Raw genomic sequence first — 26,251 nt, 5'->3', positions numbered from 1 at the left:
CTTTTAATAATATTTATTTATCAAAACTGACGCCTATAAATGGCATATAAGGCGATTTTTCAATCTTTACAACTACTTATTCAGAAATAATTAAAAGTGATCAAAATATAGCTTCTAATTACTTTTCCTTTATATTATTTGCACTTTAACGAGTTGTTAACTACTTACTGTTAATAATTTTGTAATTTTATGTAAGAAAAATTAAAACTATATAATTATGTCGAAAAATACAGGGAATACAATGATTGCTGTTTTAGCAGGAGTGTTGGTAGGAGCAGGAATAGGAATTTTATATGCTCCAGATAAAGGTTCAAAAACTAGAAAGAAAGTAAAGGACGGATATGATGATGCTAAAAGTGATGTGACAGGTAAATTTGATTCTGTATCTACAAAATTGAGTAACAAATTATCGACTGCAAAAGTTGATTTAGAAGATACTTACCAAGATTTAGTTTCAAACATGAGTCATAAAACAGAAGAAGTTATTTCTTTTTTAGAAGATAAACTATCACATTTGAAAAAGCAGAATGCTAAGCTTCAAAAGTAATTTAGATTTTCTTGATTTATTAATTGTAAAATGAAATAAATGGCTTTTGAAGAATTAAAAGAAAATACTGAAGAAATTCAAGAACAGATTCATTCGTATATCAATACAAATGTTTCTTATTATAAGTTATGGGGTTTCAAGGTCGCTATGAAATCAACTACAATGATTCTTAAATTCTCATTGATATTTGTTTGCTTGAGTATGGTTTTATTATTTTGTTCGATAGCTGGAGCTTTAGCGATTGGTAAATCGATTGATAACTATCCTTTAGGTTTTTTAATTATTGGTGGAATATATCTAGTGATCACTGGGTTGTTATTTCTAGTAAAAGACAAAATTGTAGAAGGCCCAATTTTAGAGAAATTTTCGGAAATATTTTTTAACGACTAAATTATGGAAAATAAAAAATATACTTCTTATGCACAAATTGATAGGGAGCTGGAAATCTTAAAGGTTGAAAAAGAAATTAGTTATCAGAAATTAGTTTTTGGAGTGAAGAAAACGAAAGAAAATTTTACTCCTCAAAATATTGTAAGCGACTTAATAGGAACTTATAGCTCAGCGATCCCTTATGGAGCAATTGTATCAGCATCAGTTCCATTTGTACTTAATAAAGCAATTCCTTTTGTAAAAGATTGGTTTGCAAAAAGAAAAAGAGGCTCATGAGCCTCTTTTTTTATTTAATGTATAGAGTATTTTAGTCCTCTAAATCATGATTTGCTGGGTTTTCCGGCAATCTATAATCCGTTTTGTTTTCCTTCTTGATATTATTTTTATCACTTCTTATTTTCATCATTTCACCTACTTGATTAGATGCGCTAAATGAGGCAATCATATTATTTAGCATGTCACTACCAGCTTGAGGAGAGTTAGGTAATAAAATCAAGTTAGAATTAGCGTCAGCACCAATAGCTTGAAGCGTATCATAATGCTGTGTTACAACAATCAAAGCAGATGCTTCTTGAGAGTTAATACCAACGCGGTTTAGAACGTCAACACTTTCTACAAGTCCTTTAGCAATTTCTCTTCTTTGATTAGCAATACCTTGTCCTTGTAATCTTTTACTTTCTGCTTCTGCTTCCGCTTTAGCAACAATTCTAATTCTTGATGCTTCTGCTTCAAATTCAGCTACTGTTTTTTCTCTATCAGCCGCGTTAATTCTGTTCATCGCGTTTTTTACTTGAATATCTGGATCAATATCAGTTACAAGAGTATTGATAATCGTATAACCGTAAGTAGTCATAGCCTCGTTTAATTCTCTTTTTACTGCTACAGCAATGTCATCTTTTCTTTCGAAAACATCATCTAATATCAATTTTGGAACTTCGGCGCGAACAACGTCAAAAACGTAGGAAGTAATTTGGTCATGTGGATACTCTAATTTGTAAAAAGCATCGTAAACAGTTTCTTGAACAACCATAAATTGAACTGAAACTTTAAGTTTCACAAAAACGTTATCTTTCGTTTTTGTTTCGATAATCACATCTAATTGTTGGATTTTAAGATTAACTCGACCTGCGATGCGATCTATTACAGGAATTTTTAAATGTAAACCAGATTGTCTGATGATTAGGAACTTCCCAAATCGCTCTATAACCACAGCAGTTTGTTGCTTTACGGTAAAAAACGAAGATAGTAAGATGAAGAAACCTAATACGAGCAGAATAATTAGTGCAATGTCCATACTGTTTTTTTATTTTAGTTAAAAATTAACTGACAATTTACGAAAAATCTTTAGTTTTTTATTCTTAAATTCCATTATTGTGATAAAGAACGCAATTAAGTTAATTTTTATCTTTTTTTGTGTCTCAGTCATCGCGTAGATTAATTATAAAGATTGTAATAGAATTGTTATAATTGCTAGAATTAATCGTTTTAATTTAAAAACTGCGAACTTTTAAGCGAACTTTAAAATGGGATGAATCGCTGGATTATAAATACTTGAGAATTTTTATGACAATTGGTAATTACATTAAAATGTACATTTTAACGAATATAATTATTATGTATTTACTAGTGATGTACTACTAGGAAGTGAAAAAGTAAATTATGAATTAGTCTCCGTACAAATTCCATTATTGGGTAGTTATAAAATAATTGTAAAACATTAAAGTTTAGAGTTTGGAACTATTTTGAAAGTAAATGGTAAATTTAAAAGTGATTAAGATAATGAAACAAATGTAATAGCTGGAACTACTTTACTTGTTCAATATATTCTCGATATTGCCAAGTTTAAGCCTTATCCTACTGTAAGTATCACTTTTGGAATTCGGTATTGTACAGCAAATTTTTCGTATCAAAATTGAGTTGATAACACGTTTGTCAATTTAAACGATAATATTCGTGATTATAATTTAAAATCTAATCTTGAAGTAATTAATAGTAATTAAATTATCTATTTATAAAAAAAGCCCTGAATTTTCAGGGCTTTGATTTTCTATAATGAAGTAATTGCTTTTTGAAGTCTACTTATTGTTTCCTCTTTTCCTATAAGTTCTACAATGTCAAATAGGTGAGGACCTTTTAAAGCTCCCACTAAACTCAATCTAAATGGCTGCATAACTTTACCCATTCCAATTTCATTATTTGTCATCCACTCTTTAACGATCGTTTCGATGTTTAAGGAAGTAAACTCTTCTATTTTTTCAAGAACAGAAATTAGTTCTTCCATCAAAGCTGGTGTTTCTGCTTTCCAATTTTTAGATGCCTTTTCATCATAAGCAACTGGAGCCACAAAGAAAAAATCACTCATTTCCCAAAACTCAGAAACGAAATGTGCACGTTCTTTAATTAGAGATACAATTTTTGTCAGCTTATCGTCAGATATAGTAATGCCTTTTTCAATGAGAATAGGAGCAAAGGCGTTCGCCAAAAGAGAATCTTCCTGTCTGATTAAATATTGATGGTTAAACCATTTGTTTTTTTCTGGATCAAATTTGGCTCCTGCTTTATGAACTCTATTTAAATCAAAAGATTCAACTAATTCCTCAAGATTAAATAATTCTTTTTCAGTTGCATCGTTCCAACCTAATAATGCAAGAAAGTTGATAACCGCTTCTGGGAAAAAGCCTTTTTCTCTATATCCTGAAGATATTCCTTCCTCTGTTTTCCAATCTAACGGAAATACTGGAAAGCCCATTTTATCTCCATCGCGTTTGGATAACTTTCCATTCCCAACAGGTTTCATAATTAACGGTAAATGTGCAAACTCGGGTGCATCCCAACCAAATGCTCGATAGAGTAAAATATGTAGAGGCATAGATGGCAACCATTCTTCTCCACGGATAACGTGTGAAGTTTCCATTAAGTGATCATCAACAATATTTGCTAAGTGATACGTTGGCATTCCATCGCTTTTAAATAAAACTTTATCATCAAGAAGACTTGTTTCAAATTTTACATCTCCGCGAATGATGTCATGTAAATGCAAAGTTTCATTCACAGGTGTTTTAAAACGGATAACGTAAGCTGCACCGTCGGCGATTCTTTTTGCAATCTCTTCAGGAGAAATTACTAATGAAGTATCTAGTTTTTCTCTATTATGATGATTGTATATGAATGTTTTACCTTGATTTTCTTCTTCTTTTCTTGCAGCATCTAGTGCTTCTGCCGTATCAAAAGCATAGTAAGCATTACCAGATTTAATTAAATCAGCAGCATATTGCTGGTATAAATCTTTTCTTTCGCTTTGACGGTAAGGTCCAAACTTTTCATTTTTACCAATAGTTTCATCAGGTGATATTCCTAACCATTCTAATGCTTCAATAATATATTCCTCGGCTCCAGGTACATATCTATTTTGATCTGTATCCTCAATTCTTAAGAAAAAAACACCATTATTTTTTTTGGCAAACAAATAGTTGAATAATGCGGTACGTACTCCGCCAATATGTAAAGGTCCAGTTGGACTTGGTGCAAAACGCACGCGAACTTGTTTAGACATTGCTGTAAATTTTGTGCAAATATACGTTTTCAATGTATCAATTTAAAAATAACTGATATTTGATACCTATTTATTTTAGCTAATTTTCTCATTATCATATTGGTTTATTATCTAATTAAAAATATTACTTTTATTTGTTATAAATAATTGTCAACTATTGTGGACCACCAACATTCTGTTTATTTAAAATTAGAAGCTTTCATAAGGAAGTTTTATACTAACGAATTAATAAGAGGATCAATTTTCTTTATTGGTCTTGGGTTGTTGTATCTACTATTTACACTATTTGTTGAATATTTTCTTTGGCTTAAGCCAATAGGTAGAAGCATATTATTTTGGACTTTTATACTTGTAGAGTTCTATTTACTTTTTCGTTTTATTCTTTTTCCAATGTTTAAGTTATTTAAACTTCAAAAGGGAATTGATTACAAGCAGGCGTCAGTAATCATTGGTAATCATTTCACAGAGGTAAATGATAAATTGACTAATTTTTTGCAATTATCTAATGAGAATAATGACGATGTAAAATCAGAACTTCTCATAGCATCGATTGGTCAAAAAGCTAGTTTATTGCAACCTGTACCATTTAGCAATGCTATAAATTTTAAAGCGAATAAGAAATACTTTCCACTAGCTCTTATTCCTATACTATTAATTGCGATATTCTATCTATCAGGTAATAGTAGCGTGATTTCTCAAAGTTTAAATAGAGTAGTGCATTTCAACTCTGTTTTTCTTCCACCAGCTCCTTTTAAATTTGTGCTGATGAATTCAAGTCTTCAAACGGAGCAAGGCAAAGACTTTCTTATTCGAATGAAGTCAGAAGGAAGTATTGTTCCAGAGAACGCAGTTATTTTTATCGATGATGAAAGTTATTATATGGAAATTGTAAAGCCGGGAGAATTTGAATTTAAAATCGCTAGACCTTTAAATAATGTTTTGTTCCACGTGGAGGGAAATAAAGTTTCTTCTAAAGATTATGAGCTTAAAGTTGTTGAAGTTCCATCTATTGCAAATTTTGAAATGATCCTTAACTTTCCAAGTTATCTGAATAAGAAAGCAGAGATTATTAAAGGAACTGGAAACGCTGTAATTCCAGAAGGTACGCGCGTAACTTGGAATATGACAACTTCGGCAACTCAAAATGCGGATTGGATTACTGACAATGTAAAAAGTCCTTTTACAAACACTAGTAAGGGATTTACGATTGCTAAAAATGTATTCCAAAATACAGATTATCATATAATTACTTCTAATAGTAACGTAAAAAACTACGAAAAACTTAATTATCAGCTTTCAACTGTAAAAGATCAATATCCAACGATTACTGCAAACAATGCTCCCGACAGTTTAAAGGTTGCTAAGAATTATGTGTTAGGTCAAGTTGCTGATGACTATGGTCTTTCAAAATTACAAGTAGTTTATTATCAAAGCGGGAAACCACAATCAGTGAAGCGTGGAACAATTTCAATAAAGAATAGTGCTTTTGATCAGTTCATTTTTTCTTTTCCAAGTAATCTGCCAGTCGAGCAGGGTGTTTCATATGACTATTATTTTGAAGTTTTTGATAATGATGTGATTCATAATTATAAAAGTAGTAAGTCAACTATTTTTTCCAATCGAATTTCTACTGATGTTGAAAAAGGAGATGAATTGCTGCAACAGCAAAACGACAACATCAATAGTATGGAAAAGTCATTGAAGAATCAAGACAAGCAAATTTCAGAAATGGAGAAGTTGCAAAAAACCGGTAAGGAGAAATTAATTTTAGATTTTAAAGATCAACAAAAAGTAAATGATTTCATTAAACGTCAGTTGAAGCAAGATGAAATGATGAAAGAATTTGCAAAAAAAATGAATGAGAATTTAGACAAATTTAAAACTACTCCTAAGGATGAAATGAAGGAGGAGCTTAAAAACAGAATGGATAAATCTGAACAAGATTTAGAAAAAAATGAAAAACTTCTAGATGAATTAAAGGAACTGAATGATAAAATGCAAAGCGAAGAACTAATGTCTAAGTTGGAGAAATTTAAACAAAACAGTAAAAACCAAAGTAAGAATTTAGAGCAGCTAGTAGAATTAACTAAGAAGTTTTATGTCGAGAAAAAGGCGGAACAAGTTGGTAAAAAGTTAGATGAACTTTCTAAAAAGCAGGAGGAATTATCAAACAGTGAACACAATAATAAGGTCGATAAGCAAGACGAGATTAATGCCGCATTTAACAAGATTCAAGAAGAGTTAAAGGATTTAAAGAAAGACAACAAAGATTTAAAAGCACCACTTGATTTACCAAATGATAATGAGAATCAAAAAAGTGTAGAAGAAGATTTAAAGAAAGCTAGTGAGGAATTAAAAAATGATCGAAAAGATAAAGCGAAGCCTAGCCAGAAAAGTGCCGCTAAGAAGATGAAGGAAATAGCTCAAAAACTGGCTGAAAGTATGGATGCAGGAGAGATTGATCAGTTGCAAGAAGATGTTGCAATGCTGCGTCAAGTTCTCGACAATCTATTAGCTTTTTCGTTATCGCAAGAGGATTTGATGAAACAGTTTAAAAAGTTTAGATCAGGTTCGCCAGCATTTAATAAAAACATTAAAATCCAGCAAGATTTAAAGCTGCAGTTTAAACACGTTGATGACAGTTTATTCACGATGTCATTACGAAACCCGAAGATTGCCGAAGATATAACTAAGGAAATAGGTAATGTTATTTACAATGTTGATAAATCTTTATCTACCTTGACAGATGCGCAACTACCTAAAGGCATATCACATCAACAATACACGATTTCTGCTGCTAATAAGTTGGCAGATTTCTTAAGTGACATCTTAAATAATATGCAGATGCAAATGTCTAGTAAAAGTTCAGGTAGTCCTAAACCTGGACATGGGCAAGGTATGCAATTGCCAGATATCATTAAGAAACAGCAAGGATTAGAAGAGAAAATGAAGGATGGAATGAAAAAAGGTCAGAAACCGGGTGTAGGTGAGAAGGGAGAAAAAGGCAAACAAGGTCAGCAAGGTGAGAATGGAAAAGGTGGCTCTGACGGAGAAGGAGATGCTGAAGCAATTATGGAAATCTATAAGCAGCAAAAGGAATTGCGGGAAGCATTGCAAAAAGAGCTAAACAAACAGGGAATAGGTGGAAATGGGCAAAGTGCTTTGGAGCAAATGAAACAAATAGAAAAGGAGCTTTTGAACAAAGGATTTAAAAACGAAACGCTTCAGAGAATGTTAAATGTCAAGCAGGATTTATTAAAATTAAATACAGCATTGCAGCAGCAAGGGGAGGAAAATAAAAGACAATCTGAAAGTAATAGAAAGGAGTTTAACAATCAATCTAATACATTGCCACCTGCATTGTTAGATTATTTAAACAGTATAGAAATATTAAACAGACAATCGTTACCTTTGCGCTCGAATTTTAATCAAAAGGTTCAAGAATATTTCAATAAAAAATGATCAATTTTAATTACGAAACAGATTTTATTTTAGAAAATGAAGAAGATATTGCTTCATGGTTATCTGCTGTTATTGCATCCGAGAATAAAAAGGAAGGCGAGATAAGTTATATATTTTGTGATGATGAATATCTACACAAGATAAATGTAGAGTATCTTAATCATGACACGCTTACAGATGTCATTAGTTTTGATTACACAATGGGAAATGAAATTAGTGGTGATTGCTTTATTTCTGTCGAAAGAGTTAAGGACAATGCCATTGACTTTAATGTAACTTTTGAGGAAGAAATCAAGCGTGTTTTAGCACATGGCATTTTACATTACTGCGGTTATAAAGATAAAGGAGAAGACGAAGAAGCGCTGATGCGAAAGAAAGAAGATGAAAAAATTGCTCTGTTCCACGTGGAACAGTAGTGCTAAAAAGTAGAAATAGCATAAGTGATGTTTCACGTGGAACATCATTCAATTTACACACTACAGATTTTTGTTTCACGTGGAACAAATGATTTAGATTTCAAAATTACAGCCCGTACAAATCACAAGGGTTAAACTATACAAGAAGATGTTTTTAGAGGAATATGATGTTATAGTCGTTGGCGCCGGTCACGCTGGCTCAGAGGCTGCGGCGGCAGCCGCAAATTTAGGTTCAAAAACTTTATTGGTTACAATGAGTTTGCAAAACATTGCTCAAATGTCTTGTAATCCAGCAATGGGTGGAATTGCAAAAGGGCAAATTGTTAGAGAGATTGATGCGCTTGGTGGTTACTCAGGAATTGTATCAGATAGAACTGCTATTCAGTTTAAAATGTTGAATAAATCCAAAGGTCCAGCAATGTGGTCTCCGAGAGTTCAAAGCGACAGAATGCGTTTTGCTGAGGAATGGAGAATGGTGCTAGAAGGAACTCCAAATCTTGATTTCTATCAAGAAATGGTAAAAGGACTTATCATTGAAAACGGCAAAGTAAAAGGAATTCGTACTTCATTAGGATTGGAAATTCGATCAAAATCGGTTGTGCTAACGAATGGAACTTTTCTAAATGGATTGATACATATTGGTGAAAAACAATTCGGTGGAGGTAGAGCAGGTGAAAGTGCTGCTTATGGAATTACCGAAGATCTAGTCGCTGTGGGTTTTGAATCTGGTAGAATGAAAACTGGAACGCCTCCACGAGTGGATGGTCGTTCTTTGGATTATTCTAAAATGAATGAAGAAAAGGGAGATGCGAGACCAGATAAGTTTTCGTATTCAGATGTAACATCACCATTAATTCATCAAAGATCATGTCATATGACTTATACTTCTCAAGCTGTTCATGATGTTTTGAGAGAAGGATTTGATCGTTCGCCAATGTTTAATGGTAGAATAAAAAGTCTTGGTCCTAGGTATTGTCCTTCAATCGAAGATAAAATTAATCGTTTTGCGGATAAGGAAAGACATCAATTATTTGTAGAACCTGAAGGTTGGAAAACTTGTGAGGTTTATGTAAATGGATTTTCAACTTCGCTTCCAGAGGATATTCAATTTAAAGCATTACGTACGGTTGTTGGTTTCGAAAACGTGAAATTCTTTCGTCCGGGTTATGCAATCGAGTACGATTACTTTCCGCCTACGCAGTTAAAACATACTTTAGAAACAAAATTAGTTGAGGGATTATATTTTGCGGGACAGATAAATGGAACTACAGGATATGAAGAAGCAGCTTCTCAAGGGCTAATGGCTGGAATTAATGCACATTTAAAAGTGAATGAAAAAGCGCCGCTAATTCTAAAAAGAGATGAAGCTTATATTGGGGTTTTAATAGATGATTTAATTACTAAAGGAACTGAAGAGCCTTATAGAATGTTTACTTCTCGCGCTGAGTATAGAACCTTACTTCGTCAAGATAATGCTGATTTTAGATTGACTCCTATGTCGCATGAAATTGGTTTAGCATCTGAAAAGCGTTTACGACGTATGGAGCACAAATTGAATGAATCTGAAAAAATGGTTTCATTTTTCAAAAACACTAGCGTATCTGTTGCCGAAGCAAATCCGATATTAAAAGCTAAAGAAACAGCACTAATTACTCAAGGAGATAAAATGTTTAAAGTTTTTTCCCGTCCACAGATCGATATAGACGATATGTTGAAATTTGATAAAGTTAGAGATTACATCGCTGAAAATGATTTAGACCAAGAGATAATTGAGCAAGCAGAAATTCAAGTGAAGTATTCTGGTTATATTGAGAAGGAAAGAAATAATGCTGATAAGTTGTTAAGACTTGAAGATGTAAAAATTCCAGAAAACTTTGACTACGATAAAATAAAATCGATGTCAATAGAGGCAAAGCAAAAGTTGAGCAAGATTCGTCCAGTGACAATATCTCAGGCTTCAAGAATAAGTGGAGTGTCGCCAAGTGACGTTTCAGTGTTGTTGATTTATATGGGAAGGTAATGATTTAAGATTGCAGAATTTTAATTTAGGATTTTTAAGATTTAATTAGTGACTGGAAATAGCAGATTTAAGAATTAGCAGTCATTATAAAATCTAAAATCAAGAATCGTTAATCCCAAATCTAAAATCATTTTGTTCCACGTGAAACTACTGTGTCAGCCCAAGCTACTGCTACAAGATTCGAAAATAAAATAATAATAAACCCGAACGCAACTAAATTTTGTTGGGGATTTAGTTTAAAATAAATTTATAAATAGTAATATTAATTAATGGACATTTCAAATAAGAAACATTTTTTAACGGTCAAAGATTATTCTGTATCTCAAGAGACATTTGAATTGTATCATGACGAAGAGATGGACATGTTAATCACTTATCCGCAGCCAAGTCTAGAGAACTTGGGAAAGTATTATGAGAGCGTTGATTATATTTCGCACACGGATAGTAAAAGAACTTTGTTTGAAAAATGTTATCATTTTATTAAGACTATCGCTTTAAAAAATAAATTAAATTTGGTTAATTCATTACAACCTTCGAAAGGAAGTATTTTGGACATCGGTGCTGGAACAGGAGATTTTTTATCAGTTGTTAAAGAAAATGGATGGAGCACAGTAGGAGTAGAGCCAAGTGAAAAAGCTAAAGCAATTGCTAAATTTAAAGGAGTATCATTTGTAGAGGAAACAAGTGAATTGGAAAACAATTCTTTTGATGTAATTACAATGTGGCATGTTTTGGAGCACGTTCCTAATTTAGACAGTCAAATAAAAGAATTGAAACGTTTACTGAAACCTAATGGAAGTCTTATAATTGCTGTTCCAAATTTCAAATCTTTCGATGCAAAACAATATGGAAAATTCTGGGCTGCTTACGATGTACCAATTCACTTTTGGCATTTCTCTAAAACGGCAATAAAAAAATTATTCGCTAAAGAGGATATGGAATTAGTAAAAGTGCTTCCTATGAAATTTGATTCTTTTTATGTGAGCCTACTTTCAGAAAAATACAAAACTGGAAGAATGAATTTTATAAAAGCATTTTTTATTGGATTACAGTCAAATTGGAAGGCAAAACAGAATTTTGAGTATTCATCACACATTTACGTTCTTAAAAACAAATAAAACGTATTTTAAAAGCATTTAAGAAGTAATTATAGCGTTAAACAAGCTATTGGTTGGAATTTTTAAAACATTTGTTTATTCAAACGATATTGAAGTCATTTATAATAGTAATAAGTGATAATTTAAACTAAAGTGATAATAAAATCCTATATGATAAATAAATAGCATTTTTTAAAGTTTTAACCAATACTGTCTATTTTTTTATATTTTTGTCACAAGTACAAAAAACCAAAACGCAAAAAAATTAAATTTAAGATTTCCAAAAATTCAATATTAAAGACATGACTAAAAAAGCATTATTATTTATCGCATTAGCAATTTCAATGGTTGCTTGTAACAAACCTGCAGAAGCAGCAAAAGAAGTAAAAACCGCTTATGTTGATACTTCTGAATTAATGAAACAATATACAGAGGCAAAAGACCTTGAAGCAAAATATAAGTCTAAGGCAGAAGAAAAAGGAAGACAACTTGATGCTGAGATAAAAAGATTCAAGCAAGAAGCAGCAAGTTTTCAATCACAAGCACAAGCAAACGGTCAAGAATGGGCTCAAAAGAAAGGTGCTGAATTACAAAAAAGAGAGCAACAATTAGGATATGCTCAGCAAGCATTATCTCAAGAATTGCAACAAGAAAGCGGTAAAGAAATGGATTCTTTAGTAAGCGGTGTGAAAAAATTCATCAAATCATACGGTAAAGAAAAAGGATATGCATACATCTACGGTACTGGTGACGCTGCTTCAATTCTATATGCTGAAGATAAATTTGACATCACAAAAGAGGTAATTAAGTCTTTGAACGACAAATACAAGTCAGCTGAGAAAAAAGAAGAAGTAAAAAAATAAGTTTTTATATTAATTCGTAAAAGGACCTTCATCTAATTTTAGATTGAAGGTTTTTTTTTGAAGCTATATCCCGCTATGCATTACAATCTTTCGTTTAAAAATTGTTTTTCTTACCCATAAAAGGAGCCTCCTCCAGTCGCTCTTTTCTGGCTAGAAAAATTCAATTTTAAAAGCTCAAGGATTTCTCCCGAAATTTCGGGACTATCGGGGCTAAGTCGATTTCAGTTACAACAGAATTATTTTGTTAAAAAGAAAGTTTTAAATCTAATTTTCAACACTTTAGCTACATATCTATACGTCTAATGCAAACAATTTCAGAAGCCGCTGCTTACACTTTACGTTTTATCAATCAGACACATCGTTCCGTTTTTCTTACTGGAAAAGCAGGTACTGGAAAAACGACTTTATTAAGGGAGATTATCCAAACCACACATAAAAACACGGTAGTTGTTGCACCCACAGGTATCGCGGCTTTAAATGCAGGTGGAGTGACTATTCATTCTATGTTCCAACTCCCATTTGGTGGATTTATTCCTGATAATTCTGCTCCACAATTTTCTGATAGTACTAAATTTGAGACTAAAGCTACTTTGCGCCGTCATTTTAAGATGAGTGGATTGAAGAAATCAGTGATTCGGAATATGGAATTACTAATTATTGATGAAGTTAGTATGTTGCGCTCTGATTTATTGGACGCCATGGATTACATGATGCAATCGGTACGCAAGAAACCTATGCCTTTTGGTGGTGTTCAAGTTTTATTTATTGGTGATTTATTGCAATTGCCACCGGTAATTCGCGATGAAGAATGGCGAACATTGAAAACCTATTATCGTGGAAAGTTCTTTTTTCATTCACATGTTGTGCAACAAAACCCTCCATTGTATATAGAATTATCGAAAATATTCCGACAGACGGATGATACTTTTATTTCGGTGTTGAACAATCTAAGGAACAACCAGATCTCGCAACAAGATATTCAAACGTTAAATAAATATGTAAAACCCGACTTTGATTTAAAAGCTAACAAAGGTTATATTACGCTTACCACGCATAATAACAAAGCGGATACGATGAATGCGCAGGCTTTGCAAGATTTACAAGGAAATTTAGTTTTTTATACTCCAGATATTGTTGGTGATTTCCCTGAGAAAATTTTCCCAGTAGAGGAAAAATTACAATTAAAAGTAGGAGCGCAGGTGATGTTTGTCAAAAATGATTTATCTGCAGATAAAAACTATTTCAACGGTAAAATGGGAATTATAAAGTCTCTAGCAAGTCAGGAAATTTTGGTTCATTTTCCAGAAGAGAATAAAACTATCGAAGTTGACAAATATGAATGGAAAAACATTCGATACAAAGTAGATGAAACTACCAAGGAAATTGAAGAAGAAGTTTTAGGAACATTTGTTCATTATCCTATTAAATTAGCTTGGGCTATTACAGTGCATAAAAGTCAAGGATTAACTTTTGACAAAGCAGCGCTGGATGTTTCTCAAGTTTTTCTCCCTGGACAAGCATATGTTGCTTTATCGCGTTTGCGATCGTTAGAAGGGCTTATTTTGCTTTCTCCGCTTCGTATGAACGGTATTTCAAATGATCAAGATGTGATGGACTATTCGCTTAATAAAGCTACTGATGACTTTTTAGCGAATGCGCTGCACTTTGAAACTAAGAATTTTATTCATAACTATTTGATTAGTAGTTTTAATTGGTCAGATTTAGCCCAAGAATGGCGGAATCATAAATTTAGTTATAATGAAAATAGTGAAAGCTCTGTAAAATCTAAACAGGCGATTTGGGCTGCAAAGCAAATGGATATTATGGAACAACTTTTGGATCCATCTAAAAAATTTATTGCACAATTAAACAAACTTTTTAGTCAAGAGACTGTTGACTTACATCATGTGTCAGAACGTATTGATGCAGCTTTTAGTTACTTTTTCAAACCAATGGACGAATTAGTATTTGAAATACTTTGGAAAATTGAAGAAGTTCAAAGAAGCAAGAAAGCCAAATCGTATTATGATGAATTGGTTGTTTTAGAAGATTGGCAAACTAAAGCTGTTTTACAATTAATGAAAGCCAAGTTATTAATAGAAACTGTTGTTGCTGGAGAAACTATTTCGAAAGAGAAGCTGACATCCGACGAGATTAAGAAATACATCAGCCGAAAAACCTCTTCTATTCAAGAGCAATTCAAGAAAGTCAACATAACTTTGATTGATGATGATAAAGATATAGAGCGCTACACTTCTAAAAAAACAAAAGCAAAAGCTCCTAAAAAATCTACCGTTCAAGAAACTTATGAACTGTGGGTGGATAAAAAATCTATAGATGATATCGCAACGATTAGAGTACTGACTAAGCAAACTATTTATTCTCATTTTGTGCAATTAATACAAACAAAAGCGGTCTCTATATCTGAAGTTTTACCTAAGGATAAAATTCAGACTTTAGCGCAAGCATTTCAAGGTTACAAAGAAGAATCGTTGAATGCACTAATGGAGAAAAATAGTGACAAATTCACGTGGAACGAAGCAAGAATGTATAAAGCGAGCTTGAATTAGGATTTAAATTTTCGAATAGAATTTCATTATCAGACTTTTCCTTTCTTCTGTTGCTAGCTTTATTGTTAATAAATGTTATTGCGACCGGCCCGCTTGTACCCAAAAAAAAGTGGAACTACATTTAATTTATTACAAGTAGAAGTAATCTCAACAGTCATTGATAGTACACGCAAAAACTGAAATTAGATTGTCGTCAGGTTACCTTGTTCGAGCATATTTAGATAATCATAATAAGCGACGTTCAATTATTAAAATTCTTCAAATCATTACCAATGCTTTTCCCTGTATAAAACTCGTTTTCATTATCTCAATATTGTAATGACTTTTATCATCTTTAGCCATTTATGTTTAGGCTAATTTTACTAGTCATTTTGAAATTGTAAATATGAAAATTTTAGAACCCATAACCGTAGGCAATATTGTACTTAAAAACCGTATTATGTTTCCGCCACTTACAACAGGTTATGAAGATAAAGATGGTAGCATTAGTCCTCAAAGCAGAGCCTTTTATACCCGACTCGCGCAAGGTGGAGTAGGTTACATTGTTCTAGGTGATGTAGCACCCATACGTAGTTTCGCACCTACGCCTAAACTTTTTGATGATAGCCAAATAGAAAGTTTCCGTTTACTTGCTGAAAGTGTACATGCGCATGGAGCAAAGTTAGGCGTTCAAATATTTCACCCAGAATATGATTGCGACGCAATTAATGCTCTTTTTGATAGTGGTAAAATGGATCAGGTTCGAGTGAAACTGCATCATGATATGGAGTTTTTCGTAAATGAGGTGAGTGAAACTACTTTACTCGGCATTATAAAAAAAATGTGCGATTGTGCCATTCGTGCCGAAAAAGCAGGTGTTGATGTAATCCAAATTCATGGTGACCGATTAGTAGGAGCACTAAGTAGTACAAAAATGAATTTCCGCACAGATAAGTTTGGTGGGTCTCTAGAGAATCGAACGCGATTTGCTCTGATGTTGGTTAAAGCTTTGAAAGAAGCAGTTCCCACTAGAATAATTGAATATAAATTTCCCGTAGTTACACCTGAAAGAGGAAAAGGCGGAATAGATTTAATTGATGCTCCACAATTTGCAAAATGGCTCGAAGATGCAGGTGTCGATATGTTGCACGTTGCACAAGCCAACCATACTGGCAATTTAGCAGATACCATTCCGCCGATGGGAGTTCAGCCCTATGGTTTCTTTGTTGATATTGCAGGTATTGTCAAAGGGGCGGTTAGCATTCCAGTTAGCGCTGTAGGCAGAATTATCGATCCTGAAATGGCTGAAAATATTCTAGAAAGTGGAAAAGCTGATATGATTGGACTTGGTCGTGCATTATTAGCTGATCCAGATTGGATCAATAAAACGAAAATAGGGAAAGGCTGTGATATTCGTCGTTGTATATCCTGTAATCGAGGATGCACCGATAATATTCAAAATCGCGCTTTTGTAGCGTGTGTACTTAACGCTGAGAATGGTTTTGAGCAAACTCGTTCCATTATTCCCGCTGAAATTAAAAAAAGTGTAGTCGTTATCGGTGGTGGGCCAGCTGGACTTGAGGCGGCTAGAGTGGCTGCAAAAAAAGGTCACAAAGTCATACTTTATGATAAGCAAAATCGTTTGGGTGGGCAATTAAATATCGCCGATGTGCCGCCACGCAAAAGAGAAATGCATCGTGCAGTGCAAGATTTAGCAAATGCTGTAAGTATTGAAGGAGTTACAGTTCGCTTGGGTCAAACAGCTACGATTGCAAGTATAATCGAATTAAAGCCTGATGCGGTGATTGTTGCGGTTGGAGCATCTAGTTTTGCTCCTGATATTGATGGAATTAATGGAGCAAATGTTTGCGACTCATGGAAAGTTCTATCAGGAGAACAAAAAGTTCATGGACGGGTTGCTGTAATTGGTGCTGGTTTAGTAGGCTCTGAAACTGCAGAATATCTTGCAGAACAAGGATGTAAAGTGCTGTTGATAGAAAAGGAAGATATTATTGCAACGGGAATAAGTAATACTGTTTTGCCCACACTGCTAGAAAACTTTAAAACTTATGGAGTTGAGCAGTTTACTGGACACCAAGTAAAAAGTATTTTTGCTACAGGTATAATCTGTGAAAGCAAAGATGGTTGCGAGGTCCAAATTTCGTGTGATTTTGTGGTTACAGCGATTGGTTCTCGTTCCGTGGTATTTGACACGAGTGAGCTGAGTAATGCAGGAATTGAAGTTATCAAAGTAGGGGATTGTAATGAAGTTGCTGATATTTCACATGCGATTAAAACGGGATATGACGCTGCTAATACTCTGTAACAATCAATTCCGTGAATTATATTTTAAATAGCCTGCTATGTTGGAGAATTACGCTGAAACCAGCTGTTTTAACAAAAGAATTCAATAAAAACACAATAGTAGTTAGCTCCACTATATTTTAAGCCTCAACGATTTAAAAAGGGCTTCAAGAAAATTAATTTTTAATTTCTTATTAGAGAAATGAAATGCATTTCAAAAAAAACACCCCAAAAAGCTAAATGCTATTTGGGGTGTTTTTAAATTGTAATTTAAATATTATAATGACTCAATCAATATCCATGCTTCAGGATTGTGCTTGATGTTAATTTCTTTTTTAGCCTTTTCTGCTTCAGCAAAAGTGGCGTAGCTACCATATAAAACTGGATAAAAACCATTTTTATTTGGTGCAATTCGTTTTGCATCGTATCCTAAACGAGTCAATATTCTCAATGTTCTATTAGCATTTTTTTCTTCTCTATATACTCCAGCCATAATGTGATACGGCATTTTAACTTCTTTATCAGATTTTATAGTAAGGGTAACAGCAGGAACTGGACTTTCAATGAAGAAAGTTGCTTCCTGAATTTTATTTTGAACTTGTTTTTGTACTGCAGTTTTTACTAAAATTGTCTCAGATGCTATTTGGTTTTGGTACATTGGATAACCAACACTTCCAGCAAGTCCAAGTGCTAGTACAAAAATCGCTGCATATTTTAAGTATGGATTTGAAGTTCTAGTTTCTTCAGTAACCATATTTATTATAGTAGTATCTTCAATTGCTTCAATTTCTTTTTCGAAGATCTCTCTTTTTACTAGCGGTGAAACAAATGACGCTAGACCAAATGAACTCGTCAAATAGTTCGCTTGATCATACGGAGTGAAAATCATGTTTTTATCCGCATTCAAACGAATATCTCCAACGTTTTTTATCGCAAGTACACTATTTTCTTCTAATGTTTTTTTCCAATTAAAAACTTCATGCTGAATAGCGCTTAAAACATAATCATAAGACGTATTTTCAGCTAATGCAATATGATTAGCAAGTAAGCCATCGTTACTTTTCAAATTAGTATTGAAAGCAATTTTCTTTTTTGGAGGAGAAAAAGAATTCGAACTTTCATTTAATTGAGCTGATTGAATCTCAGTCAAAAATGCTCCAAAACCAGGAACAGTTACACATTGATAACGGTATAATAGCTGCGCGATGTATAGTTCGATTTTCATACTGACAAAGTTAGCCAACCAAAATAGTTATCAAAATTTTATTCACAATTTTTATTAACAATTCACGTAAAATTTTATACATTTCACACTCAAATAATTAGCATGAACGAGCAGGATTTATTTTATTTATTAGCGTTGCAGAGAATCGACGGAGTCGGTGACATTATGGCTAAGAAACTATTGACACATTTAGGAACTGCCGAAGCTATTTTTAAAGCTAAATCTTCTCAACTAGCTGGAATTGATGGAGTAGGCTCAGTACTTCTTAAAAATTTAAAAGATCAATCCGTTTTCGATAAAGCGAATTTAGAGTTGGAATATATAAAAACCAATAATATCAATGTAGCGCATTTTCAAGATGAAAATTATCCTGAACGCTTAAAACATTGTATTGATGGACCACTTTTATTATTTACATCGGGAAATATAAACCTAAAAAATAGAAGAATAATCAGTATTGTAGGAACGCGCCAAATTACTTCTTATGGAACTGAATTTTGCCGTAAACTAATTGAAGATTTGGCTCCATTAGATCCCATAATTGTTAGCGGATTTGCTTACGGTGTTGATATTGTAGCCCATCAACTTGCCATGGAAAATAATCTACAAACGATAGGAGTAGTGGCGCATGGATTAAACCAAATCTATCCTAAAACGCATAAAAAGTACGTTGCAAAGGTGGAGCAAAATGGTGGTTTTATGACTGAGTTTTGGAGTTCTTCAAATCCAGATAAAGAGAATTTCGTAAAAAGAAACCGTATTGTTGCCGGAATGAGCGAAGCAACTATCGTAATAGAGTCTGCCGATAGAGGTGGTTCCTTGATTACCGCAAATATCGCAAATGATTACAATCGTGATGTTTTTGCCGTTCCCGGTCGAGTAACCGACAAATACAGTCAAGGTTGCAACAACTTGATTAAAACCCAAAAAGCAAATGTACTCACCAGCGCTGCAGATTTAGTTTATATTTTAAATTGGGATATTGAACAGAAAACAAAGCCAGTTCAAAAGCAATTGTTTGTCACTTTAGAAGATGATGAACAAAAAGTATATGATTATTTGTTGAAAACAGGGAAAGAACTAATGGATATTATTGCTTTGCGCTGCGATTTTCCAATTTATAAAATCTCAGGGATGTTGTTGAATATGGAATTGAAAGGAGTAATTAGACCATTACCAGGAAAATTATTTGAGGCGATATAGTAAAAAAAAAGCGCAGATTCGCAGAATTAATATTAGGATAATCTGCGAATTTGCGGCTTTATTGATAAAATACTATCTAATAGATTTTGCATCTAGAAAATCAATAAACATTATCTCTAATAACTCTTACAATAGTCCAGTTTTCTTTTTTTTTTTTCATAATAACAGACGAGGATTTACCTCCACCTGTAGAATATGCTTTACTACAGTAAAACATAATGTATTTTTTATTCATATAATACATTGGTTCAGAGATTAATATCGCATCTTCAAGTCCAGTACCAATATACCTCACCATAAAATCATATTTCTTGTACATTTTTTTCCAATGTTTTTCTACAAATTGACCATCTGTATAATCTATAGGGTCGGTGGGATCTAAAATGTGTTCACCTACTTCTTCTCCATTAAAAATTCTTAAAGCCCGTTTATTTGGAGCTTTATCTACTTGTAAGATATGCTTCTTATTCTTATCTATTTTTTGAGTTTCTAAGAACATACTGATAGGTTCATAATCTTTAAGATAAAGAGAAGGTGAGGCACAAGAATGAATAAAAAATGGGATTAGTATCACTGTATTTTTTAAATATTTCTTAACTTTATTTTTTACAAGGCGTTCCTAAAGGAGTAATGAAATAATTAATATTATCACATTAACATTATTTTTTTAATATAAATCATATCAATAGAGTTTTACAATAATTTTTGGCCATTATTTAATAGTAAATATTACTTATCAGCTCCTGTATTATAATCCATACTCCATTTTTCTTTTGCATTATTACAATGCTATCAGGGGTAATTATCTGCTTTTTAGTTGTAGTCTCTGATTTTGCAAATAGCATGAATCTATTATTTTTATAAAATATGGGTTTTGAAAATGCGAACACTTTTATTTCCTTATTTTCTTCTTTTAAATATTCATTGAAAACCCATGGTTTTGGAAATAAATCTTCTTTAATTAATCTTATATTTAATTTATTAAAATCTTTTTGATGCCATAAATCACTATTTAGCCAGTTTGCAGTTTTTGTTTTATTTTGATATTTTTTTTGCATTATTAACCAATCTTTCTCACTATAAATACCTTCGTGAGGAGTGCTATCCTCTATGGTATTTTTATCTACTCTAATCTTTGATTGCGCTTGAAGAAAGTCTATTGTAAAATTATTATTGATCATTTCTTCAATAACCATAATTGTATCATTTTTATTAGTTTTTGTCAAAAGATAAGCAGTAATTGGACTTAGAACCTTTTTATAAGAGGAACAACCGCAAATTAGAAATAATGACCCAACGAGACAAAATATTTTATTTTTCATAAATCATTTTTTAATCTATTAAACAAGTTTTTCCTAGAATAATTTTATCATTAATAGTTGCGTTTCCTTAGCTCGCATCAGCCTCTCACTCTTCACCACATAATAATTATTTTTTTTAAAAATTTAAAATGCTTAAAAGTTTAATTTTATTGAGACAAATTCCTAACGTCTTATTTCATTGCATAATACAGACGCTCGCAGTAGCGAAACTTAATTGTTTAAATTAAACGGTATTTTTTAAAAATCCTGATCAAATGTATACGACCTATATAACCTACTAAATACCCACTTTTAATGATATTCACAATGAAATTCCTTTTCAGTTTTTACACTAAATAAGGATTTTCATAAGTTGTTATAAATTAATTACAAAAATGTCGCTTAACTTATACTGCAAGTTTTAATTGCATAATAGTTTCTTAAAATAACTGCAATATGATTGTTTATAGTGTTTTTTAATTTTTCCAAGATTGCTTTTGGATTTTCTCTAATTAATTATGTTAAATTCTGAATAAGTTTCTATCGTTTTCCACTTATTGTTTTTGTTTTCCATCAATATGACACTATATGTTGTATGACCAAAATAAATTCCGACATTAAAAATTCGAAAAAATAAAAATGCATATTTTTTGTTTGTAGTTACTATAGGTTTAGAAATTTCCAACGCATTATCTCCAAAATATTTCTCCAGAAGAGAACTTCTATTTGCTTGCATTGTTTTCGAATCAGTTAACTCGAATTTTGGTCTATGAAAATCTCTTTTAATCCACAATTTATTAGTCGAATCATTTTTATATTTTTCAATTAAATTTTTTATTTCTATGGTATCAACAGGCCACACGAATGGAGGGTTTGACTCTGGACGGATTCTTATCATATCTCCTAAACGAATATTTCTATCGTCATAGGCTTTTTCATAAAATTCTAAAGGCAATATGCGGCTAATTGGTTGTTTTATGACAACCCTAAAAGAGAAGTTTTCTATAAATTGTTCATTCATGAAATCGTTTAGAACCTGTTTTTCTATTTTTGAAGACGAGCAGGATAGTAATAATATGCTAAAGATTAAATAGATTATATTTTTCATAATACGTACAGTTTTATTTACACGGAGTTCCTTGTGGATTGGCAGTTCCTTTAGAAGTATTACTGTCTTCGGCAATACGATTATTTTCTATTCTAATTCTGTCTGCACTAACTATCAGTGGCAAATTAGGATGTTGTTCTAAGCAAATTTTAGCGTTACTTATATTTTGAGGAAAAGATATAAGTAAATCTTCTTCCTCGATTTGACAATTACTTTTTGTAAATAATATTAAAACAAATAATACAGTTTTACCAAAATAGTTTAATAGTTTGTGGTTTATTTCATTATTTAAGGTTTAATTTATTACTATTTAAGTAAATAGTTTGTGATAAAAATAAGTTATAAATATGATTTGTCAAATACCCACTTTTACTGATATTTACAAAAAAATCCCTTTCCAGTTTTTAAACTAAAAAGGGATTCTCATAAGTTGCTATAAATTAATTTTCGTAACCTAGCTTTTCTCTTACTTTGGCTAAAACGCCGTTAGCAATAGTTGCTGATTTTTGAGCACCTATTTTCAATAAAGCATCAACTTCAGGACGGTTGTTGATATAGTAATTGTATTTTTTTCTTTCGGTTTTAAATTTTTCGCAAATTAATTCAAACAAAGCTTGTTTGGCGTGACCATAACCATAATTTCCACCAAGATAGTTTGCTGTCATTGTTGCTAATTGTTCTTTAGTGGCTAATAATTTATAGATTCCAAAAGCATTACAGGTTTCTGGATTTTTAGGATCTTCAAGTGGCGTACTATCTGTTTCTATGCTCATTACTTGTTTGCGTAAAGATTTGTCATCTAGAAATATATTGATAATATTATTAGCTGATTTACTCATTTTTCCACCATTAGTTCCTGGAATTAGCAAACCATCTTGTTGTACAATGGCTTCAGGAATTACAAATGTTTCGCCCATTTGATGATTGAAACGCGAAGCTACATCACGTGTAATTTCAAGGTGTTGCAATTGGTCTTTTCCTACTGGAACAAATTCTGCATCGTATAGCAAAATATCCGCAGCCATCAACATTGGATAAGAAAACAAACCTGCATTTACATCATCTAAACGATCTGCTTTATCCTTGAACGAATGTGCTAATCTCAAGCGTTGAAAAGGGAAAAAACAACTTAAATACCACGATAATTCTGCTGTTTGTGGCACATCAGATTGTCTGTAAAAAACTACCTTATTAACATCAAGACCGCAAGCAAGCCAAGCTGCTGCTGTGCTATACGTGTTGTCACGTAAAGTTTCACCGTTTTTTATTTGAGTAATCGAATGTAAATCAGCGATGAAAAGAAACGATTCGTTTTCCGGTTTATTTGATAATGCTATTGCTGGAATGATTGCGCCAAGTAAGTTTCCTAAATGTGGAGTTCCTGTACTCTGAACGCCTGTAAGTATTTTTGCCATTATAATTTTTTCTAATTCGCAAAGTTCGTGAAGTTTTTTAATTTTTACCGCAAATTCGCAAATTTTAAAAATCTGTGCTATTATATATTCTGATTTCTTATTTTTGGCGTTATGAGAGGAATCAAGATTATTTTTTGGACACTTTGGCGCATTTGGTTTTACATTTTGATGACCATTCCCATACTTATTATGTTTCCTTTCTTGGTACTTTCTATTTTAACTGAAAGTGGTTATCCTTACTTTTTTAAAATGGCTCGAATATGGGCAAAATTCATTCTATTTGGAATGGGTTTTCGCTATACAATAGATAAAGAGCAAGACATGGAATATCTTAAAAGTTACATGATTGTTGCTAATCATACTTCCATGGCTGATATTATGTTGATGCTCGCTGTGACGAGAAATCCTTTCGTTTTTGTGGGTAAAAAAGAATTATCTAAAATTCCATTATTTGGCTTTTTCTACAAGCGTACTTGTATTCTAGTGGACAGAAGTTCTTCTAAAAGTAGAATGCAAGTTTTTGAACGCGCACAAAAAAGAATTAATCAAGGCTTTAGCATTTGTATTTTTCCAGAAGGTGGTGTTCCTGATGATGAGTCTATACTGTTAGATACTTTTAAAGATGGCGCATTTCGTCTGGCAGTAGAGCATAAAATTCCTATTGCTCCAATAACTTTTGGAGACAATAAAAAAAGATTCTCCTACACATTTTTGAGCGGAAGTCCGGGCTTAATGCGTGTTAAAATGCATAAGCATATAGAAACTGCGGGTTTTGTTGCCGATCGAAAAATAATCAGAGAAGAAGTTCGTGAGGTAATATATAAGCAATTATTACAATTTGAATCTGTTAAAAATGATAACTAATTCCGGAATATAAACCAATAATTAATGGTTTAGTATTACCAGAATTGTTAGAAAAAGTATTGAGTTGGTATTTGATAACCGGTTCAAAGTTCAATTGAAATGACTTTACAAACTTATATTTGAATCCAAGTCCAATGTTACTGCTGAAATTGACAGTGTTTAGATTATTAGCCTCGCCTAATTTTAGATTAGTTTCTGGTGAAATCAATGATATTTTATTCTCATCTAAAAATAAAGTACTAATACCGCCTATTACACTTATTCCTAGTTTTTTATTTAAAATGATATAGGAAATTTCAAGAGGAACTTCATAATATCCCATTTTTTGATTGATTGTTCCTGTGTTTGTTTTTTGTAAATCTTTTTCAAATGTCATTAAAGAATTAGCACTTGCTGCGTTGTTAACTTCGATCATCGCATTTGTAGTGTAAGATACATTAGCTAAATAAGTGTTTTTCAAACCTGGAGAGTAAGTGACATTATTAGTATTAAATCCAAGTGTAAACTTATTAATTCCGGACCGTATAGTGACTCTTTTACTCACTGCGTAATTTACACCAATTCCAAAACCAATACTATTCTCTGTACTTTTAGCATTTTCACTAAATTGTGGATCTAAGTTTGCAACTTTTGCATTGGGATACATAGCTGAAATATTAGGTGTTATTTCCCATTTGCTTTTCTTTTCAGCGACTACATTGATGTCTTTTTTCTCTTTGAGCTTTAAAATAGTCTCTAATTCATTCGGAAGCTCTTCATTACTGGTCTTTAGTTCATTAAATTCAGTTTTGGCTGTAGCCAAATTTCCTTTTTTATTTCCAAGAATGTTCTCAGAATTTTGATCTAAAATCTTTTCAGAATTTTCGCTATTCAGCGTATTTATTTTACCTTCTAATTTTGTAGCAGTAACTGTTCCTAACGATGGATTATTTTTACCGAAATAAATCGTAGCACTCGCTTGATTCGTCTTTTTGCCATAGATGATTTTTTCCTGTAAAGTTGTTGCAGTTTCTTTTTCATCTTTCTCTAAGTTTTTAGTTTGGTTTACGACAATGATAGAATTTTTTTGAATAGAAGTGGATTTAATATTATCTTTTAAAGACTCAGAAGCGCTGCCACTAGTATCAATAGAAGACTTAATAGCTGCAGGATCTAAAACGATTTTATTTTCAGGAATGATAGTAGTGCTGAAAAAAGTGTTCAAAGCAAAAAAGCCAACAATGAATGCGGCAGCTATTCCCGCTAGTTTGAACCAAAACGGAATTATTTTTCGTTCTTTTTTCTGATCATTTAACCGCGCTTGAATCGTTGACCAAGTCTGGTTATTAGGTTCTGTTTCAAAATCCTTAAATCTTTCTTGAAACAATCGGTCTATATTTTTATTATTTTTCATTTTGCCGATGATTCGAATTTAACTTCTGTTAATTTTTCAATTTTTTCTTTCAAAATCAATCGTGCTCGATAAAGATTAGATTTTGTTGTGCCAGTGGATATGTTTAGCATTTCACTTATTTCCTTGTGTGAATAACCATCAAGTATGTATAAGCTAAAAACAATTCGGTATTGATCTGGGAGCTCCTGGATTATTCGGAGTAAATAATCAAGGGATATTTTGTCGTCATCTAATTCTAGTTCTACCTCAGCGATAGAATCATCGAGAACTTCTAGAAAACGAATTTCTTTAAATCTTTGTAAGGCCGTATTTATTAGTATTCTTTTAGCCCAACCTTCAAAAGAACCTTTTCCACTATATTGTGAAATTTTTGTAAAAATAATTATAAAACCATCTTGTAGAATGTCTTGGGCATCATCATAATTACGGGAATATTTAAGACACACCCCAAAAAACTTTTTAGCAAACAACTGATACAACTGTTCTTGAGCTTTGGGGTGATTCTTTTTACAATCTGCAATTATTTTTTCTAATGCCACTG

21 protein-coding genes are annotated in these 26,251 nt (G+C 32.3%); 12 read left to right on the top strand and 9 right to left on the bottom strand.

The window, feature by feature from the left end; all coding sequences use genetic code 11:
- The first annotated feature begins 217 nt into the window (after window positions 1–217).
- The 3 genes from BC961_RS04790 to BC961_RS04780 are packed head-to-tail and all read left to right on the top strand — an operon-like array spanning window position 218 to window position 1,213.
- Window positions 218–547, top strand: coding sequence for a YtxH domain-containing protein (locus BC961_RS04790; RefSeq protein ID WP_121924724.1), 330 nt, complete (start codon window positions 218–220; stop codon window positions 545–547).
- Window positions 548–586: 39 nt separating this feature from the next.
- A complete protein-coding gene (locus BC961_RS04785; protein WP_121924723.1) occupies window positions 587–937 on the top strand; it encodes a phage holin family protein in 351 nt (116 codons plus the stop codon).
- A gap of 3 nt (window positions 938–940) precedes the next feature.
- Window positions 941–1,213: a DUF6327 family protein gene (locus BC961_RS04780; RefSeq protein ID WP_121924722.1), complete on the top strand. Its 273-nt coding sequence runs from the start codon at window positions 941–943 to the stop codon at window positions 1,211–1,213.
- Window positions 1,214–1,244: 31 nt separating this feature from the next.
- Here BC961_RS04780 and BC961_RS04775 read toward each other — a convergent pair whose 3' ends face one another.
- Both BC961_RS04775 and gltX read right to left on the bottom strand, forming a co-directional pair.
- A complete protein-coding gene (locus BC961_RS04775; RefSeq protein WP_121924721.1) occupies window positions 1,245–2,231 on the bottom strand; it encodes an SPFH domain-containing protein in 987 nt (328 codons plus the stop codon).
- A 753-nt stretch (window positions 2,232–2,984) separates the two neighbouring features.
- Window positions 2,985–4,490, bottom strand: a complete 1,506-nt coding sequence (gene gltX / locus BC961_RS04770; protein ID WP_121924720.1) for a glutamate--tRNA ligase — start codon at window positions 4,488–4,490, stop codon at window positions 2,985–2,987.
- Window positions 4,491–4,649: 159 nt separating this feature from the next.
- Between gltX and BC961_RS04765 the strand changes: the two genes are divergently transcribed.
- From BC961_RS04765 to bilR, 7 genes are all read left to right on the top strand, one after another.
- Complete coding sequence (locus BC961_RS04765) at window positions 4,650–7,952, top strand: hypothetical protein (RefSeq protein ID WP_121924719.1); 3,303 nt, start codon at window positions 4,650–4,652, stop codon at window positions 7,950–7,952.
- Entirely contained in the window at window positions 7,949–8,368 is a 420-nt protein-coding gene (gene ybeY, locus BC961_RS04760; protein ID WP_121924718.1) for an rRNA maturation RNase YbeY, read from the top strand. Before BC961_RS04765 ends, ybeY begins: the two co-directional genes overlap by 4 nt.
- 148 nt (window positions 8,369–8,516) lie before the next feature.
- Window positions 8,517–10,388 carry a tRNA uridine-5-carboxymethylaminomethyl(34) synthesis enzyme MnmG gene (gene mnmG / locus BC961_RS04755; protein WP_121924717.1) on the top strand — a complete coding sequence of 624 codons (1,872 nt, stop codon included), beginning with the start codon at window positions 8,517–8,519 and terminating at the stop codon, window positions 10,386–10,388.
- Window positions 10,389–10,657: 269 nt separating this feature from the next.
- Window positions 10,658–11,506 carry a class I SAM-dependent methyltransferase gene (locus BC961_RS04750; protein WP_121924716.1) on the top strand — a complete coding sequence of 283 codons (849 nt, stop codon included), beginning with the start codon at window positions 10,658–10,660 and terminating at the stop codon, window positions 11,504–11,506.
- A gap of 281 nt (window positions 11,507–11,787) precedes the next feature.
- Entirely contained in the window at window positions 11,788–12,348 is a 561-nt protein-coding gene (locus BC961_RS04745; RefSeq protein ID WP_121924715.1) for an OmpH family outer membrane protein, read from the top strand.
- Between the two features lie 302 nt (window positions 12,349–12,650).
- Window positions 12,651–14,918, top strand: a complete 2,268-nt coding sequence (locus BC961_RS04740; protein WP_121924714.1) for a helix-turn-helix domain-containing protein — start codon at window positions 12,651–12,653, stop codon at window positions 14,916–14,918.
- 385 nt (window positions 14,919–15,303) lie between these two features.
- On the top strand, window positions 15,304–17,223 hold the full coding sequence (gene bilR / locus BC961_RS04735) for a bilirubin reductase, long form (protein WP_121924713.1): 1,920 nt from the start codon (window positions 15,304–15,306) through the stop codon (window positions 17,221–17,223).
- 255 nt (window positions 17,224–17,478) lie between these two features.
- On the opposite strand, the gene BC961_RS04730 is transcribed toward bilR, so the two are convergent.
- Window positions 17,479–18,426 (bottom strand): HU domain-containing protein, encoded by a 948-nt coding sequence (locus tag BC961_RS04730; RefSeq protein WP_121924712.1) that lies wholly within the window; start codon window positions 18,424–18,426, stop codon window positions 17,479–17,481.
- A gap of 102 nt (window positions 18,427–18,528) precedes the next feature.
- Here BC961_RS04730 and dprA point away from each other — a divergent pair, with 102 nt between their 5' ends.
- Window positions 18,529–19,629, top strand: a complete 1,101-nt coding sequence (dprA, locus tag BC961_RS04725) for a DNA-processing protein DprA (protein ID WP_121924711.1) — start codon at window positions 18,529–18,531, stop codon at window positions 19,627–19,629.
- A 100-nt stretch (window positions 19,630–19,729) separates the two neighbouring features.
- On the opposite strand, the gene BC961_RS04720 is transcribed toward dprA, so the two are convergent.
- The 4 genes from BC961_RS04720 to trpS form a co-directional block, all read right to left on the bottom strand.
- On the bottom strand, window positions 19,730–20,203 hold the full coding sequence (locus BC961_RS04720; RefSeq protein WP_121924710.1) for a hypothetical protein: 474 nt from the start codon (window positions 20,201–20,203) through the stop codon (window positions 19,730–19,732).
- Window positions 20,204–20,345: 142 nt separating this feature from the next.
- Complete coding sequence (locus tag BC961_RS04715) at window positions 20,346–20,951, bottom strand: hypothetical protein (RefSeq protein ID WP_121924709.1); 606 nt, start codon at window positions 20,949–20,951, stop codon at window positions 20,346–20,348.
- 487 nt (window positions 20,952–21,438) lie between these two features.
- On the bottom strand, window positions 21,439–22,038 hold the full coding sequence (locus tag BC961_RS04710) for a hypothetical protein (protein WP_147440528.1): 600 nt from the start codon (window positions 22,036–22,038) through the stop codon (window positions 21,439–21,441).
- A gap of 440 nt (window positions 22,039–22,478) precedes the next feature.
- Entirely contained in the window at window positions 22,479–23,453 is a 975-nt protein-coding gene (trpS, locus tag BC961_RS04705) for a tryptophan--tRNA ligase (protein WP_121924707.1), read from the bottom strand.
- 111 nt (window positions 23,454–23,564) lie between these two features.
- Between trpS and BC961_RS04700 the strand changes: the two genes are divergently transcribed.
- Window positions 23,565–24,317 carry a lysophospholipid acyltransferase family protein gene (locus BC961_RS04700; RefSeq protein WP_121924706.1) on the top strand — a complete coding sequence of 251 codons (753 nt, stop codon included), beginning with the start codon at window positions 23,565–23,567 and terminating at the stop codon, window positions 24,315–24,317.
- Here BC961_RS04700 and BC961_RS14695 read toward each other — a convergent pair.
- Both BC961_RS14695 and BC961_RS04685 read right to left on the bottom strand, forming a co-directional pair.
- The gene (locus BC961_RS14695) at window positions 24,301–25,710 is read right to left on the bottom strand and encodes a hypothetical protein (protein WP_170151287.1); all 1,410 of its coding nucleotides are present in this window, start codon (window positions 25,708–25,710) and stop codon (window positions 24,301–24,303) included. The genes BC961_RS04700 and BC961_RS14695 overlap by 17 nt on opposite strands.
- Window positions 25,707–26,249 carry an RNA polymerase sigma factor gene (locus tag BC961_RS04685; protein ID WP_121924703.1) on the bottom strand — a complete coding sequence of 181 codons (543 nt, stop codon included), beginning with the start codon at window positions 26,247–26,249 and terminating at the stop codon, window positions 25,707–25,709. The genes BC961_RS14695 and BC961_RS04685 overlap by 4 nt, the downstream gene beginning before the upstream one ends.
- Between the last annotated feature and the right edge of the window lie 2 nt (window positions 26,250–26,251).

The sequence above is a fragment of the Flavobacterium weaverense genome (assembly GCF_003688495.1).
Lineage (GTDB): Bacteria > Bacteroidota > Bacteroidia > Flavobacteriales > Flavobacteriaceae > Flavobacterium > Flavobacterium weaverense.
Note: the sequence above shows the minus strand (reverse complement) of the source record. Positions and strands in the feature narration are given on the sequence as shown.

Bases quoted from the DNA above. Each gene is read 5' to 3' on its own strand.
- BC961_RS04790 (WP_121924724.1), top strand. From the start codon at position 218: ATGTCGAAAAATACAGGGAATACAATGATTGCTGTTTTAGCAGGAGTG.
- BC961_RS04785 (WP_121924723.1), top strand. From the start codon at position 587: ATGGCTTTTGAAGAATTAAAAGAAAATACTGAAGAAATTCAAGAACAG.
- BC961_RS04780 (WP_121924722.1), top strand. From the start codon at position 941: ATGGAAAATAAAAAATATACTTCTTATGCACAAATTGATAGGGAGCTG.
- BC961_RS04775 (WP_121924721.1), bottom strand. From the start codon at position 2,231: ATGGACATTGCACTAATTATTCTGCTCGTATTAGGTTTCTTCATCTTA.
- gltX (WP_121924720.1), bottom strand. From the start codon at position 4,490: ATGTCTAAACAAGTTCGCGTGCGTTTTGCACCAAGTCCAACTGGACCT.
- ybeY (WP_121924718.1), top strand. From the start codon at position 7,949: ATGATCAATTTTAATTACGAAACAGATTTTATTTTAGAAAATGAAGAA.
- mnmG (WP_121924717.1), top strand. From the start codon at position 8,517: ATGTTTTTAGAGGAATATGATGTTATAGTCGTTGGCGCCGGTCACGCT.
- BC961_RS04750 (WP_121924716.1), top strand. From the start codon at position 10,658: ATGGACATTTCAAATAAGAAACATTTTTTAACGGTCAAAGATTATTCT.
- BC961_RS04745 (WP_121924715.1), top strand. From the start codon at position 11,788: ATGACTAAAAAAGCATTATTATTTATCGCATTAGCAATTTCAATGGTT.
- BC961_RS04740 (WP_121924714.1), top strand. From the start codon at position 12,651: ATGCAAACAATTTCAGAAGCCGCTGCTTACACTTTACGTTTTATCAAT.
- bilR (WP_121924713.1), top strand. From the start codon at position 15,304: ATGAAAATTTTAGAACCCATAACCGTAGGCAATATTGTACTTAAAAAC.
- BC961_RS04730 (WP_121924712.1), bottom strand. From the start codon at position 18,426: ATGAAAATCGAACTATACATCGCGCAGCTATTATACCGTTATCAATGT.
- dprA (WP_121924711.1), top strand. From the start codon at position 18,529: ATGAACGAGCAGGATTTATTTTATTTATTAGCGTTGCAGAGAATCGAC.
- BC961_RS04715 (WP_121924709.1), bottom strand. From the start codon at position 20,951: ATGAAAAATAAAATATTTTGTCTCGTTGGGTCATTATTTCTAATTTGC.
- BC961_RS04710 (WP_147440528.1), bottom strand. From the start codon at position 22,038: ATGAAAAATATAATCTATTTAATCTTTAGCATATTATTACTATCCTGC.
- trpS (WP_121924707.1), bottom strand. From the start codon at position 23,453: ATGGCAAAAATACTTACAGGCGTTCAGAGTACAGGAACTCCACATTTA.
- BC961_RS04700 (WP_121924706.1), top strand. From the start codon at position 23,565: ATGAGAGGAATCAAGATTATTTTTTGGACACTTTGGCGCATTTGGTTT.
- BC961_RS14695 (WP_170151287.1), bottom strand. From the start codon at position 25,710: ATGAAAAATAATAAAAATATAGACCGATTGTTTCAAGAAAGATTTAAG.